The sequence below is a fragment of the Nostoc paludosum FACHB-159 genome (assembly GCF_014698835.1).
Classification (GTDB): domain Bacteria; phylum Cyanobacteriota; class Cyanobacteriia; order Cyanobacteriales; family Nostocaceae; genus Nostoc; species Nostoc paludosum.
Map to the genome: position 1 here is coordinate 22,321 of NZ_JACJTU010000062.1, position 14,453 is coordinate 36,773.

Annotated in this window: 12 protein-coding genes and 2 pseudogenes; 10 read left to right on the top strand and 4 right to left on the bottom strand. The window is 45.2% G+C overall.

Translation table 11 applies throughout. The features are described 5' to 3' along the window. Positions 1-87: 87 nt before the first annotated feature. Positions 88-522 carry an Hsp20/alpha crystallin family protein gene (locus H6H03_RS34075; RefSeq protein ID WP_190959440.1) on the bottom strand — a complete coding sequence of 145 codons (435 nt, stop codon included), beginning with the start codon at positions 520-522 and terminating at the stop codon, positions 88-90. 323 nt (positions 523-845) lie between these two features. On the opposite strand from H6H03_RS34075, the gene H6H03_RS34080 reads away from it, so the two are divergent. From H6H03_RS34080 to H6H03_RS34090, 4 genes and pseudogenes are all read left to right on the top strand, one after another. Continuing rightward, positions 846-5,072 carry a DEAD/DEAH box helicase gene (locus H6H03_RS34080; protein ID WP_190959448.1) on the top strand — a complete coding sequence of 1,409 codons (4,227 nt, stop codon included), beginning with the start codon at positions 846-848 and terminating at the stop codon, positions 5,070-5,072. 52 nt (positions 5,073-5,124) lie between these two features. Next, complete coding sequence (locus tag H6H03_RS41610) at positions 5,125-5,253, top strand: hypothetical protein (protein ID WP_277927405.1); 129 nt, start codon at positions 5,125-5,127, stop codon at positions 5,251-5,253. Positions 5,254-5,433: 180 nt separating this feature from the next. Continuing rightward, positions 5,434-5,989: pseudogene (locus H6H03_RS34085) on the top strand (hypothetical protein). A gap of 115 nt (positions 5,990-6,104) precedes the next feature. Then, positions 6,105-7,067, top strand: coding sequence for a tyrosine-type recombinase/integrase (locus H6H03_RS34090; protein ID WP_190959441.1), 963 nt, complete (start codon positions 6,105-6,107; stop codon positions 7,065-7,067). Between the two features lie 119 nt (positions 7,068-7,186). On the opposite strand, the gene H6H03_RS34095 is transcribed toward H6H03_RS34090, so the two are convergent. Then, entirely contained in the window at positions 7,187-8,146 is a 960-nt protein-coding gene (locus H6H03_RS34095; protein WP_190959442.1) for an alpha/beta fold hydrolase, read from the bottom strand. A gap of 192 nt (positions 8,147-8,338) precedes the next feature. Here H6H03_RS34095 and H6H03_RS41615 point away from each other — a divergent pair, with 192 nt between their 5' ends. Then, on the top strand, positions 8,339-8,467 hold the full coding sequence (locus H6H03_RS41615) for a hypothetical protein (RefSeq protein WP_277926221.1): 129 nt from the start codon (positions 8,339-8,341) through the stop codon (positions 8,465-8,467). A 496-nt stretch (positions 8,468-8,963) separates the two neighbouring features. Continuing rightward, positions 8,964-9,119 (top strand): zinc-binding dehydrogenase, encoded by a 156-nt coding sequence (locus H6H03_RS34100; RefSeq protein ID WP_313931998.1) that lies wholly within the window; start codon positions 8,964-8,966, stop codon positions 9,117-9,119. Positions 9,120-9,322: 203 nt separating this feature from the next. Here H6H03_RS34100 and H6H03_RS34105 read toward each other — a convergent pair whose 3' ends face one another. Together H6H03_RS34105 and tmpT are read right to left on the bottom strand one after the other, a co-directional pair. Beyond that, a complete protein-coding gene (locus H6H03_RS34105; RefSeq protein WP_190959443.1) occupies positions 9,323-10,126 on the bottom strand; it encodes a sulfite exporter TauE/SafE family protein in 804 nt (267 codons plus the stop codon). Positions 10,127-10,140: 14 nt separating this feature from the next. Next, positions 10,141-10,809: a thiopurine S-methyltransferase gene (gene tmpT / locus H6H03_RS34110; RefSeq protein ID WP_199339186.1), complete on the bottom strand. Its 669-nt coding sequence runs from the start codon at positions 10,807-10,809 to the stop codon at positions 10,141-10,143. Between the two features lie 108 nt (positions 10,810-10,917). Here tmpT and H6H03_RS34115 point away from each other — a divergent pair, with 108 nt between their 5' ends. The 4 genes and pseudogenes from H6H03_RS34115 to H6H03_RS34130 form a co-directional block, all read left to right on the top strand. Next, positions 10,918-11,337, top strand: a complete 420-nt coding sequence (locus H6H03_RS34115; protein ID WP_190959444.1) for a helix-turn-helix domain-containing protein — start codon at positions 10,918-10,920, stop codon at positions 11,335-11,337. A 656-nt stretch (positions 11,338-11,993) separates the two neighbouring features. Further along, the gene (locus tag H6H03_RS34120) at positions 11,994-12,773 is read left to right on the top strand and encodes a ParA family protein (protein ID WP_045874780.1); all 780 of its coding nucleotides are present in this window, start codon (positions 11,994-11,996) and stop codon (positions 12,771-12,773) included. 34 nt (positions 12,774-12,807) lie between these two features. After that, positions 12,808-13,854: a ParB/RepB/Spo0J family partition protein gene (locus H6H03_RS34125; protein WP_313931997.1), complete on the top strand. Its 1,047-nt coding sequence runs from the start codon at positions 12,808-12,810 to the stop codon at positions 13,852-13,854. Between the two features lie 288 nt (positions 13,855-14,142). Further along, a pseudogene (locus tag H6H03_RS34130) lies at positions 14,143-14,346 on the top strand (response regulator transcription factor); the annotation flags it as partial. Between the last annotated feature and the right edge of the window lie 107 nt (positions 14,347-14,453).

Below are 14,453 nucleotides of genomic sequence, written 5' to 3' on the forward strand. Positions count from 1 at the left end.
TAAAATAAAATACCTGGTTGATAAATTTCAACCAGGTTTAACATCATGTCACACGATTAGTTGAATACTTGCTTACTAATATCAACTCTAGGCCGCAGCTTCCCCAAGGTTAATTTTGACGACTTTATTTTTTTCTTGCTCGGTTTTAGGTAGAGTCAAATTCAAAATCCCGTCTTTATATTCTGCCTTGACGTTGGTATTTTGAATGCGAGCAGTCAGGGGAATTACTCGTTGGAATTTGCCGTAGTAAAATTCACTTCTTGTTTTACCATTATTGTCGGTTTTAGTTTCTTCTTTACGTTCGGCAACCACCTTAACTGCATTCTCGGTGACTTCGATATCTACATCCTTAGCCTCGATTCCAGGCAGTTCCAGCTTCAGGTGTATGGCTTCTTCGGTTTCGTGTAGTTCTGCTGCTATAGCTCTAGCCAAAGTGGGTGCTTGAAAATCTTCAAATAAGGAGTCGATTTGACGTTGCAGTGCGTTCAATTCTTGCCAGGGGTTGTAGCGTACTAATACCATAACTCTCTCCAATTTGTAATTTTTTATTTACTTACTTCAGGATTTATTATTGCTTTGATTATTAGAATATGGCGAAATACAATGACTGAAAATACGGTTAATCTCACTTATAAAATTCAGGATTACCGCACCTAAAATTTGACTAAATAAAAGGTAGTAACAATACGAATTGATTGGGTACGGTTTTCACTAAAATGTCTAGTTTAAAAAGTGGGGTGATGCAGGCAGCGTGAAGCGCGATCGCCTAAGAACAACTAGTACGTTATAGATGTAAAATACTCTAACGGTACGAAAATTTCTCATGAGTGGATGTAACGCGCCCGATGATTACCATGAACGATTCTGAGGCAGATCACCAAGAACTACAAACCCAACTCGCCCAAGCATACCGTCAGCTACCACCCCTAGAAGAAAAGATTGTCCAATTGTTCTCGGTAATTTACGAACCGATCAACAGAACTTCGTTCTTGGAATGTTTGAATTACATCGGTGCGCGTGATAACAACTATAAGTCTTTCACTAACCCTACATTAAAGCCCTATATCGATGGATTGCTAGCAGCAGGCTTGCTGGTTCAAGAACACGGTCAAGGGCCTCAATGCCATCCGTTATTGGTAGAGATTGCTACTCGTTCGGCAGTAAAAGCCGGCTGTTTTGAATACATGGTCAAAGCAGTGCATAACAAGTTAGGAGTAAAAGCTCGTTGGCAAGATGGGCCACTGTATTTCCAAAGGGAAAGCCAATTTATCAGGGAAGTCCGCATTGGTCTTTACAGCCACAACCTGAGTTTCATTAACAAACAGATTGAAGATTACAACAGATACAATAACAGCAAAGACAAGATATCTATAGAAAATATCTTTGAGCAGATTTGCACTAACCCATTCGATGCCGATTGGTTTCGCACCCTGCCATCAGAATTGTATGACAACTGCATATCCATCATCCTCATCAATGCCGCACTCTTATGTTCTCCCGCCGATGAAGCCTTTACCTTACTGCAAGAAGAATGCGCTACAGGAGGCGAACATTCCTCAGATTACTTGCACCTAATTTTGACAGAACAACTGCTGCTGCGGGGTTGTATCCAAGAAGCACAACAGAGTTTGGAGTGCATATCTGAGGATTATCAAGCGGAAGCCGCAGTATACAAGGGTTGGTTGAATTTTTTACTCGGTGATAATCAGCAAGCGATCGCAAATTACACTGCTGGTCTCAAAGCCCTCAAAAAAGCCACAGGCAAGCGTCAGGTGTATTTTAGCACCATTGGGGGCTTGTTTTTTATCTTGGCACTAATCAAAGATGGTTCGCGGGACAGTCTCCAAGAAGCACTTGATTACACCAGTCTGCTTGCACGTCAGTCAGACCATTGGCTGAGGTCGATTTATGCACAGTTGAAAATCTTGCTGCAAGTCCAATTAGGCGACATCGCTCAAAAAGAATTCATCATCAGCAACCGCATCCTGTTCCCTGAAGAACACAACAGCCTAGAAACCCTGTTTTTCGCCCTGTGCCATTACTGGGTAGATGCCGACAGAGCCAAAAAACACCTGCCCAGGTTGTTAGAGGAATTCTACCAGCAAGCTGTAGCATCTGGTTATCACTGGTTGGCGATGGAGAGTGCAGAACTCTTGTCCCGACTCAAACCGAATAGCAGCTATGAAACCCAGGCAGAAATACTACGTGAAGATATCGGTATAGACAGCATCGTTGACTTGATGCAACCACAAGAACCTTGGGAGATGTGCTTAAACGCACTAGCAAATCTCCAGAAGGAACCGCCAGCACCAGTAAAAGCTCAGACAGAACTGCGCTTGGCATGGTTTCTTACTTTCTACCCTAGCAAATGTATCTTGCAACCACGGGAGCAAAAAGTAAACGCCAAAGGCGAGTGGAGTAAAGGTCGCCCAATAGCCATCAAGCGCCTCAGTGGAAATTTGGGTGAATTTGATTACCTCACACCTCAGGATATCCGGGTATGTGGCTGCATTGAAACATTTACTTCCTACGATTATGGGTATTACGGTAAAACTGAGTACACGTTCAGCGCCAAGGCAATCTCTGCGTTGATTGGACACCCCTTGGTATTTTGGGAAGATTCCCCCAATACCCGCGTGGAAATCGTCAAGGGAGAACCAGAACTAATTGTTAAAAAAGGGAGACGAGATCGCTTAACTTTGGAATTTTCTCCCAAACTAGAGGCATCAGAGAATATCCTGGCTGTCAAAGAAACCCCTACTCGCATCAAGGTAATTGAAATTACTGCCCAACACCGACGTATCGCCGAGATTATCGGTAAGGAAAACCGACTCTTAGTCCCCGCCACGGCTGAGAAACAAGTCTTAGCTGCCATCAATGCTGTCTCTGGCATCGTCACCGTGCATTCTGATATCGGTGGCGGACTAGAGGGAGCAGAAGAAGTACCAGCCCAGACTATACCCCACATTCACCTGTTACCTGCCAATGCTGGATTGAAAGTATCCTTGCTATCTCGCCCCTTTGCCCAAGGTGGCCCCTACTACCGTCCTGGTGCGGGTGGTGAGACTGTAATTGCAGAGATTGACGGTAAGCGTCTGCAAACCAGACGTAATCTGCATGAAGAAAAGCAACTTGCTAATGCCGCCATAAAAGCCTGTCCCACCTTAACTCGTGCTGAAGAACAAGATAGGGAATGGCTCATAGAAGACCCAGAAGATTGTTTAGAACTGCTGCTAGAACTGCAAGCATTAGGGGACACAGTGGTGCTGGAATGGCCAGAAGGAGAAAAACTGCGTGTCAAGCACCAAGCAGACCTCAAAGATTTTCAGATGTCCATTCAACGCCAGCAAGATTGGTTTGCGGCTGATGGCGAGTTGAAACTGGATAATGACTTAGTGCTGGATATGCAGCAACTACTAGCACTATTGGATAAAACCCCCAGCCGTTTTATCCCCCTTGGTGATGGTCAATTCCTGGCTTTAACCCAAGCGTTTCGCAAACGCCTTGATGAATTGCGGGCGTTTTCGGAAAAACATAGTAAAGGTATACGCTTCCACCCCTTAGCAACACTAGGCTTAGAGGATTTTGTGGATGAGGTAGGCAAGGTGAAAGCAGACAAACACTGGAAGGCACATATCCAGCGTTTGAAAGAGGTGCAAAGCCTGCAACCAGAACTCCCCTCGACATTTCAAGCAGAACTGCGCGACTACCAGATGGAAGGATTCAACTGGATGGCGCGGCTGGCACATTGGGGTGTGGGAGCTTGTTTAGCAGACCAAATGGGACTGGGCAAGACCGTGCAGGCGTTGGCTGTTATCTTGATGCGTGCCCATGAGGGGCCAACCCTGATTGTTGCTCCCACTTCGGTGTGCATGAATTGGGTGAGTGAGGCTTCTAGGTTTGCGCCTACTCTGAATATTGTGCAATTTGGTGGGAGCGATCGCCAGCAACTACTCAAAAACTTACAACCGTTTGATATGCTGGTGTGCAGCTACGGTCTGTTGCAGCAAGAAGAAGTATCGCAAATGCTCTCCCAGGTGCAGTGGCAAACGATTGTGCTGGACGAAGCCCAAGCAATCAAAAATATGACCACCAAACGTTCCCAAGCTGCGATGAACCTCAAAGGTAGTTTCAAGCTGATTACCACCGGGACTCCCATTGAAAACCACCTTGGCGAATTGTGGAATTTATTCCGCTTTATCAATCCTGGGTTACTGGGTTCCTTTGAAAGCTTCAATCAACGCTTTGCTATCCCGATTGAGAAATTTCAGGATAAACAAGTACGCAGTAAACTCAAAAAACTCATTCAACCATTCCTGCTGCGACGCACGAAAAATCAGGTGCTAGAAGAATTGCCTTCTCGTACCGAAATTCTGTTGCACGTAGAGTTGAGTCGGGAGGAAATGGCGTTCTATGAAGCGTTGCGCCGCGAGGCAATATCCAAACTGACCGAAAGTGAGGCAACTGCTGGTCAGAAACATCTGCAAGTGCTGGCAGAAATTATGAGACTGCGACGGGCTTGCTGTAATCCCAGTCTGGTGATGCCTGACACTGAACTATCCAGCGCGAAGCTGCAACTGTTTGCTGAGGTGCTGGGAGATTTACTGGAGAATCGTCATAAGGCTTTGGTGTTTAGTCAGTTTGTTGACCATTTGCATATCATCCGCGATTTTCTGGATAAACAAGGTATTAATTATCAATATTTAGATGGCAGTACCCCAGCCGCAGAACGGAAAAAACGGGTGGATGCTTTCCAGGCTGGGTCAGGTGATGTATTTTTGATTAGCCTGAAAGCGGGGGGTACAGGACTTAACCTTACTGCCGCAGATTACGTTATCCACATGGACCCTTGGTGGAATCCCGCCGTAGAAGACCAAGCCTCAGACCGCGCCCATCGCATTGGCCAACAACGCCCGGTGACTATTTATCGGCTAGTAGCAAAAGATACTATTGAAGATAAGATTGTGGATTTGCATCACCACAAGCGAGATTTGGCAGATAGCCTGCTGGAAGGTAGTGATATCAGTGGCAAGATATCGACAGAGGCGTTACTAGAGTTGATTGGGGTATAATAGAGAGTTTGGTTATAGGAGAAGACAACAGATTATTCGATCAAGTGCGACGATGCTCCGCCTTGCCGGAGGCGATCGCATGAAGGCATGGGCGCGAGAGTGCGTAGACGCGTTCGCTAGTGCGTCTCGTAAAGCCTACGGCATAGCTACGCTTAGGGCGCAGCCTCTCGTTCGCTCTTAGCGTCTCGTAGAGAAGACATCGCTTCTTCCCCCTTCAAACCCAAAATTGACCCGATCGCCTGACTAAGATATGTCGATATGTAACAATATTACAACAGTTGGATATGATTAATACTCAGTAAATTCCGGTGACACGCCATAACTTTTAAAATCAGCTTGTCGATATCGAAATTGATATCAAATGGCTGAACAAAAGTCCCCACCCAGCGAGATGATCCGCGTGCCTGTCCCACTAATTGGGATAGTTCGGCAACTATCCAAGCTACATCGGCAGGGGCATACAATTGCTTTGCTGCAAGCATTAGAGGAGTTAGTAGCAACATTTGATAGCAATATTGATATCGATTTAGCTGGCAGCAAACAAGTTTTACAATTGCAGGAGAAGTTGGAGGAATTGGAGTCCCATCTTGCTGATAGAGATAAGTCGGTGGAAACCAAGCTCGAAGCAATGACCAAAAAACTGGAGTTAATCGAACGGGCTATTTTATCAACTCGATACAACAGTCAACCTAAACAAAGAAGACAATCATACCCATACCAACTTTCCACAAGTTGAATTACAACCCAGGACAAACTCTAGTCTTGCCCCAAGACTTGGTGTTACCCCCCAAAGCTTGATTGCAGAAAGAGAAAAACTCAGTAGCAAAGAATTTCTTAGCTATACACGCAACCGCGATCCAATGAGCGTGGCTTGGGAATGGAATCCTTCGGACGGACTATACCACCCCCAACGGTAGAGAATATATCTACTCAATAATTATAAAGAAATGCAAACAAACACTTGACTTTAAGTATAAGCGATGGGTATTACGTGGGATGATTGTTTACTAGAAGTCTAGTTCTGATAAATTAATGCGTCCAGGGGTAGTCAAGACACTGGTTTTAACGGAGCCATTACCGCTGACTGCTCATCCAGCAGCGGTGTACTTGGATAGTCTTGCACCTGGGTCGAGACCAACTATGGAACAAGCCCTCAATGCGATCGCGGCTTTGTTGACTAACGACAAATGTGATTACATGACTCTCAACTGGGCATCGCTGCGTTATCAACATACTGCTGCTGTCAGGTCTGCTTTGATGAAAAAACACGCCCCGGCAACGGCAAATAAGATGTTGTGTGCTTTAAGGAGGGTACTCACTGAAGCGTTTAAGTTAGATTTGATGGCTGCAACTGACTACCAGAAGGCAGTAGATTTATCGTCTATTAAGGCAAAAAAAAGACTTAGGGGTAGGGCGCTAAAACTTGATGAAATTACAGCGCTAATGGGGATTTGTCAAGCTGACAAGTCGCCTGTGGGGGTAAGGGATGCGGCGTTAATTGCGATACTGCGGTGCGGGCTAAGAAGGGCTGAGGTAGTTGCCCTGCATTTGAAAGATGTAGATTTAGCTACCGGAGCGTTGGAGATTATTGGTAGTAAGAATGAAACCGACCGTATGGTGTATATGCCGGCCCGTGCTATTGCAGCGGTGGAAAAGTGGTTGAAACTCCGCACGCGCAAACCGGGACCTCTGTTATTACCCATCCGCAAGGGGGGAGAGTTGCAATGGCGAAGGATGACTCCCCAGGCAATATTGATGATTGTGCGAAAACGGGCAGAGTCGGCTGGGGTTGAGAGATTTAGTCCCCATGATTTTAGAAGGACGTTTTGTTCTGACTTGTTGGATGCGGGGGTTGATATCGTTACGGTGCAGAAATTAGCCGGACACGCTTCTCCTGTAACCACGGGGAAGTATGACCGACGGGGTGAGGAGACTAAGCGTAAGGCGATGGAGAAATTGGATATTGGTTACACGCAGCCGCGCTCTCCAGACTGAAAGTGGCATAGAGCCGAGATCCCGATGCTGTTGGCGAATTCCCCAAATAGCTAAACTGAACTAATCGGTTCAGTAATGAAAGGATTGAGAGCTTTGTGAGCAATTTTATACCCAGATGCTTACTGACCAAGTAGTGCCAATGGTCGATTATTGCTGGGACTCAAAGGACAAATCTCAGAAGTAGAGTTGCATACGATTCGTTCGCGGTTAAATGCCGGGATTCTAAGCAAAGCCCAGCGTGGTGAACCCATCTTCTGGAGTTCATCGGACGAGAGTTTTTTCATAGCGGTCAATACGACTAAAGGGCGATCGCCCAGTTGGCGGAAGTGTCCGGCCGCAGCGATCGCCGTACCACTGGACTGAACTTCCTTCAAAAACGAGCCAATGTTCTGAGCAAAATAGGCTTGCTCCACTTGATTGACTAAGGGTGGCACATTCGGGGGTGTGTTAGTCATAGATCTTAGTCGCACTAAACCAATTTTCGCCAATGCTTCTGCCAGGAGAATGCGGCTAGATGGTACGGCATTTAGGGACTTACCTATTATTTTCCGCAGGGGTGCAACTTGATCGGGATGGGAGGCATCAACAAAGACAAGTCCGGCAACCTCGGATTGGTAGAGGCTCGTAAACATCATAATGTATGGGCCGCCTAAGGAGTGACCAACCATAACCCAGGGAGCGGTTTCACCACCTTTGGTGAGCGCGGTATGCAAGTCCTGAGCAACATTTTTGCTATCAAAGGCATCCGTGCTTGGGTCGCTCCACAGGATACCAGCCCGACTATATGCACACACACGGGTCGTCTGCGCTATTTCATCATGCACGGTCGCCCAACTGAGTGAACCAAGAGCATCAAGTCCAGATTCCAGTACAACGGTGGGAGATCCCTTTCCTCGGCAGTCGATCTGAATCTTCCGTCCACCAATGTCCACAAACTTCCCTGAAACTGGATACTGGCGGCTTGCTTGCCATCGCATAAAGGTCTCAAATCCGGCTCCAGCGAGAACTGCGAGTACGATAAAACATCCTATGCCCAGCAAAAATCGCTTTGTCCACCGTAATATTAGAGATCGATCCATGTAATTATGGGGTTAATACAGGATAAACGTAAAAATCTGCAAGATAATACTGAAACCTTTAGCGATCGCCTTCTGATACAACTATAGTGGCGTAGTATCAGTCAAAAGCCAGTTGCACAGAGGCAGCACCTTTACAGTTAAACTACATCTGTACAACTTAAAAACTAAGCATTAACAGTTGTGTTCTTGCTAGTGCCGCAACATTCATTCTGTTTTGCTGTACCGCACAGGCAAACTGTGCAGGTGCATGGAGAACAGGTACATGGAGAACAGGTGCATGGAGAACAGTTACATGGAGAACAGTTACAGCCAATTGATTGAGTGGTCATAATATAACTCCTAGAGTTGAAATATTGATGTTAATGACAACTTACAATCTCCCCTCTAATGGAGAGTCAAGGGGTCAAATGAGCAATTGAGCAGAAAGTTACTATATGACATAAATATACTGAAGTCACCAGGGGCAAGATAGCCTGAAAGTACTGCTATGAATGACTTTCAGACTAAAAGATTAAGAGACATACTAACAAAGCGTATTTTTAGATACATTCACCCTGTCTCAATTGGCAACCTGACATTGAGATCCAAACGAAAAGTACCATAGGGATTAACCCAACTCATTGGATAGAAGATTGTAGTGAACTACACTAAAGCTATCTTTGAGGAGCATTCATGAAAGCGATCGTATGTACAGAGTACGGATCACCTGAGGTTATGCAGCTAAGGGAAGTAGAGAAACCTACTCCCAAGGAAAACGAAGTCCTGATGCAGCAAGAAAGTCATCGGTGGGGTAGCAGTCGGCGGTAAAGAAGACCTAATTTTTCTCAAACAGCTAATTGAGGAAGGAAAGATGAAATCTGTGATCGATAGGCGTTATCGTTTGGAACAGGCTGCCGAGGCTCACAGGTATGTTGAACAAGGACACAAGAAGGGAAGTGTAGTCATCACTGTGGAGCATAACAACAAAACCTAACAATCTTGCTGCACCGGAACGTTATAATATGGTTGAGTTGCAAAGGTTGTCTGCATCCGGTGAGCGCGAACGTTAGACCGCAATCATATACAGCAGTCTAGACATGACATTGAATTTTTTATACACGTAAAAAGGGGATGAGCGCGATCACCTACGGTGGGGCTTTGCCCATCGCTTACAGCGGAGCGTAGCCCATCGCTCGTTTAAACAACTGAGAAAAGCATCTTTATACTCAAAACCAGCGAGAGAACGGCGAATATCTTTTTCAAATGAGTCTCAGGTAAACGATGAGAGCAGCGAACACCATAGGGAGCGGCAATAGAACTGGCGATCGCGATTATCAAAAATGCTGGCACATAAATGAATCCAAGGGTATAGGGAACGCTCACTGTTTGAGACCAACCACTCATCATGTACCCAACAGTACCTGCGATCGCAATGGGAAATCCAATTGCAGATGAAGTACCAATCGCCTTTTTCATCTCCACATTCTGATAGCTGAGGTAAGTGACTGTTAAAAAACCACCACCAACCGCAGCAAGAGCGGATACCGATCCAATGCCTGTCCCCGCTAGAAATAAGCCACGAAATTTAGCTGGCTTTCGGCTAGCTTTCGGTCGCCAATTCAGAAACATCTGACCCGCGACCAGAGCCATAAACAGCGCAAAAAATATGGCGATGTAGGCTGAGTTGACATTGGCGGCGATGCGGGTAATCAGAAGAGTACCCACCATAATGCCGGGTGTCATCCCGTAAACCACTTTCCAGACTACAGTTCCTTGAGCAGCATGGGCGCGAATACTTGCGATCGAAGAAATGATCGTGCAAGCCATTGTCGTTCCTAACGCCAAATGAACGACGTTATCTGCATTTACACCTTGGTTACTGAAAATGGATACCAGCAAGGGAACGAGTATTCCACCGCCACCAACACCCAGTAAGCCTGCCATAAAACCGACAAACAAACCCAACAGGATGTATAACAACATCCATTCAATACTCAGCATATAAACTTAATCCTTTAAATTTTTTGGAGCAACCAAACCGTCTCAATTGACGCAACTTTCCCCTTTAATCCGCCTGCGACTTCCTTACTTTCAACACAGTTCAATTGATAAGCAGACGCATAATGGTGTTTTACTTCTGCTGCACTGACTGAGAACGGGGGGCCATCTATGAGTTGTTGATTGTATTCGTAACAAATCAGTAACTGCGGGGCCGCGTGGGTGATTTTCATCAGGTGTGACGTATATTGATGACGCACGTTTTCAGGCAATGCCACCAACGCTGCTCGGTCATATACCGCGTCAACCAGCCCAAGAACTTTAGCAGACACATCAAAAATATCACCAACAAAAATGTCGATATCCTTGGCGCAGTAGTGAGTTAATTCACCAACTCTAGAGATTTTTGGCTCTACTCCAAGATCGTTAAACAGTTCGTTAATCGCGAGTTCGCTCAATTCTGCACCAACCACTCGATAACCAGAAGCAAGCAACCATGCAAAATCACGCGTCTTGCCACACAACGGTAGAAATACACGAGCGCCCTTCGCCAGATTTAATTTTTCAAAATGTTCGATGAGGAATGCGTTTGTCTCACTTCGGTGAAAACCGATATCTCCTTTTTCCCATTTTTGATGCCAAAAACTTGCTTCCATATCAACACCTTCACTGCTCAAGATATCCATTACCTGCCACAAACTTAATAACGTCAGTCTTGCCTTAAGTTGTGTTTGAAGATACGATACAACTTCAAGTCAACTTGAAGTCAAGCAGTTGTTGCACCAAAAAAAATAATGGATATCACTGAGGTCTCAAAGGCTTGTGGGTTGCCCACCTCAACACTACGATTTTATGAGGAAAAAGGACTGATCCAGTCGAATGGCAGAAATGGTTTACGGAGGCTTTTTGATGCCAACGTCCTAGAACGGCTCGCTTTGATTTCCTTGGGGCGTAGTGCTGGTTTCTCGCTGGATGAGATTCGTGAAATGTTTACGCCTACAGGGCTTGAAATCAATAGAACGCTGCTCTTAGCCAAGGCAGATGAGTTGGACAAAAAAATTAAAGAACTGACCGCGATGCGCGATGGACTCCGGCACGCAGCAGCCTGCACTGCGCCTAACCATTTTGAATGTCCAAAATTTCTGCGCCTCCTGCGTGTTGCTGGTAAAAATCGTGTTAGGCAACCCAATAAATTGAAGGACAACAAGCTTTAAGCGAAGAGTTCAGAAAAAGTCAGGCAAACGATATTAAATGCTTTTAGCTCTGTACAGGGTAATTCTCCGCGATCGAACACCGCCAGACCAGCAATTCTCATTTTGAAATCTATTTTTCATGGACAGATTTTTAAAAAGAAAGTCTATCTCCAGCATCGGATGATAAATGTCTGTCAGAAAATGATGCTTCGACACAAGCTCTCTATTGAAATCAGAGAATTTTGTCTGATTTTTTTCAAAATGAGAATTGCTGCCCATTTTGTCAGCCTCCAAGGGCGACTTCTCTTGCTTTTATTGTTAAATGATATTTCCAAATTAGACATGGTTAAAGCATTTTCTCCTTCTTACTGTCTGATTTTCCCTGTTATTCATTTAATATTCGAGAATCTGACTCGACGCAAATCAGTCTAAATCCTGTACTCGAAGGACACATCCTACAGTTGGGTAGCCTAGTTGGGTGACTCCAAGCGAGATGAGCGAGAATAGAAAAGGCATTGAGTTAGGTCGATAAGATGCCAGAAAATTTTGTATTGATCCCCCCTCGTCGCTACAATCACCTGTATATGGGATTTCATTACATCTTCTTCTTAGCGGATAACGTTATCCGCCAAATCTGACTCATCCCCAAATAACAAAGAAATTCTCAACCAACTATCGTGACTAAAACTCGCATCATTACGTTATTCAACCAGTCAGGGGGCGTTGCCAAAACAACTTTGACCCACAATCTGGGCTACCATCTCGCAGCCAACAAGCATCGCGTTCTACTCGTGGACATGGACCCACAGGCATCTTTAACCAACTTCTTGGGTGTAGACCCTGAAGAACTAGAAAAAACTGTCTATAACGCGATAATTGATGAAGAACCATTATTTGTCTACCCTGAAAAAATCCAGGGTATGGCACTGGCACCCACCAATATCAATTTAAGTGCCGCCGAACTCCTCCTACCAGCTGCCACCGCACGCGAATATCGCCTCCATGAAGCCCTTGCCCCCATCCGCGATGATTACGATTTTATCCTCATTGATTGTCCCCCGTCGCTTGGCATTTTAAGTATCCTCAGCCTAACTGCTGCTACTCATATTCTCGTACCTATTCAGTGTCAATTTAAATCTTTCCTGGGTACAGACCTACTACTTGATACTGTCGCCAGGGTTAAGAAAAAGCTCAACAAAGGACTACAAATTGCTGGGTTTATTCCCACAATGCTCGATAGCCGCACCGCACAAGAAACCCGCACTCTCCAAGCTGTGGAAGAACAACTTTCCCAAATTGGTACGATATATCCTCCTATCCCCAAATCTATCGCCTTTGCGGATGCCTCCGAGCGCAGAATGCCGTTGGGAATGTATGATAAGAAACACCCCGCAGTCAAAATCCTAAATAAGATTGCCAAAGAGTTAGACAAATTAAAAGTGGAGTCGTCGGGCTAAACCCACAGGTCTGCCACACTTACTAGGAGGTTCTGTGAGTAAAAAAGACGCAGCGTACACCGCAAAACTCAAACACGCTAACCCAATAGATTTAATGTTTGGCGGTAGCGAAGATGAACCCGCAACGCCATCTAACAAATCAACCAACACGATTCTCATCCAGGAAATTAAATTACCGCCCACCCAACCCAGGCGTTATTTCGACCCCAAAAAGTTGGAAGAACTTTCGCTATCTATTAAAGAGCTAGGCATCCTCGAACCATTAATCGTGCGCCCTCGGCCAGATGGAAGTTATGAACTCATTGCGGGCGAACGTCGTTTCAAAGCAGCTATTATGGCTGGGTTGGAGTTCGTGCCTGTCGTCATCAAGGAAATGGACGACGACACGGTTAAGCAGGTGCAATTAATTGAAAACCTCCAGCGTGAAGATTTGAATGCGTATGAGGAAACAATCGGAATTTTGGAGTTACTGGCACTGCGCCTCAATTCAACCCAGGATGAGGTAATCAGCCTGCTCAACCGTATGTCCAAGGCTAATCGCCAACAAGCGGATAACGTTATCCGCCAACAAGAAAAGAAGGAAGGAGAGAACGCGGATAATGTTATCCGCCAAAACAGAAATAAAAAAGCGGATAACCTAATCGCAAGAGAAGATATTGCCATAATCGAGGGCGTATTTTCTTCTGTTGGCAGGCTTTCAGCCGAATCCTTCCGTACTAATCGCCTGCCATTACTCAATCTCCCTGAAGATATTAAAGAGGCACTGCAAAAGGGGTCAATTGAGTACACCAAAGCGCGTGCGATCGCCAAAGTGAAGGAGGATGTAAAACGCGCTCCTTTACTGCAAGCAGCAATCAAAGAGAATTTATCACTTACAGAAATCCAACAGAGGATAGGAGATATCTTAGCTCAGGAGAAAGCAGACACTACCCCATCGCTTAAAACCCAGTACAAGGAATTAAGCAAACAACTTGGGTCATCCAAAGTCTGGGATAACCCAAAGAAAAAGAAAGCGTTGGAAAAATTGCTCAATCAAATCAAAGTACTTTTGGATGCAGAACAAGCCATTACAAAAACTTAAATTTCCGACTTCCATAACTTGTAGTCTTGTCATCTGTATGACAAAGTTCGATTAAGGCAGGAGTAAGTCATACCCATCAAAGTTAATAAATTCTGCGAGTTCGCCTTCGGCATAATCATCTGTACGCTCACTGCAAGCATTTGGTTTGAGTGTGATGGGCTTACGTCCCGCCGTAGGTAATCGCGCAACCGTTTTGAGAGGTAGTAGCTAGATGTAGCGAACTGGGTATTCTGTAGATGTTATCGTCACAATCTGGCATGATCGCTAATAAAATCAACAGAATCATTTATGAGTGAAGAACTGAAGCGATTAATGCTGCGAATTTTAATTGTCGAAGATGACCCAATGATGAGGATTGGCTTAAAACATACACTCTCTACTTATCCTCAGCTTGAGATTGTGGATATAGCAGAGGATGGATATTTAGGTGTAGAGGCAGCGATCGCACTCCAGCCTGATGTAGTGGTGATGGATGTGGGAATGCCGCATATGTGTAACGACCTGCAATACTAATCGCTCAAACCTGCAATCAAGAGATTTTCAAACCAGGATTAACTGCAACTATAATTACGCTTCAGCCAGGATTAATTGCAACTGAA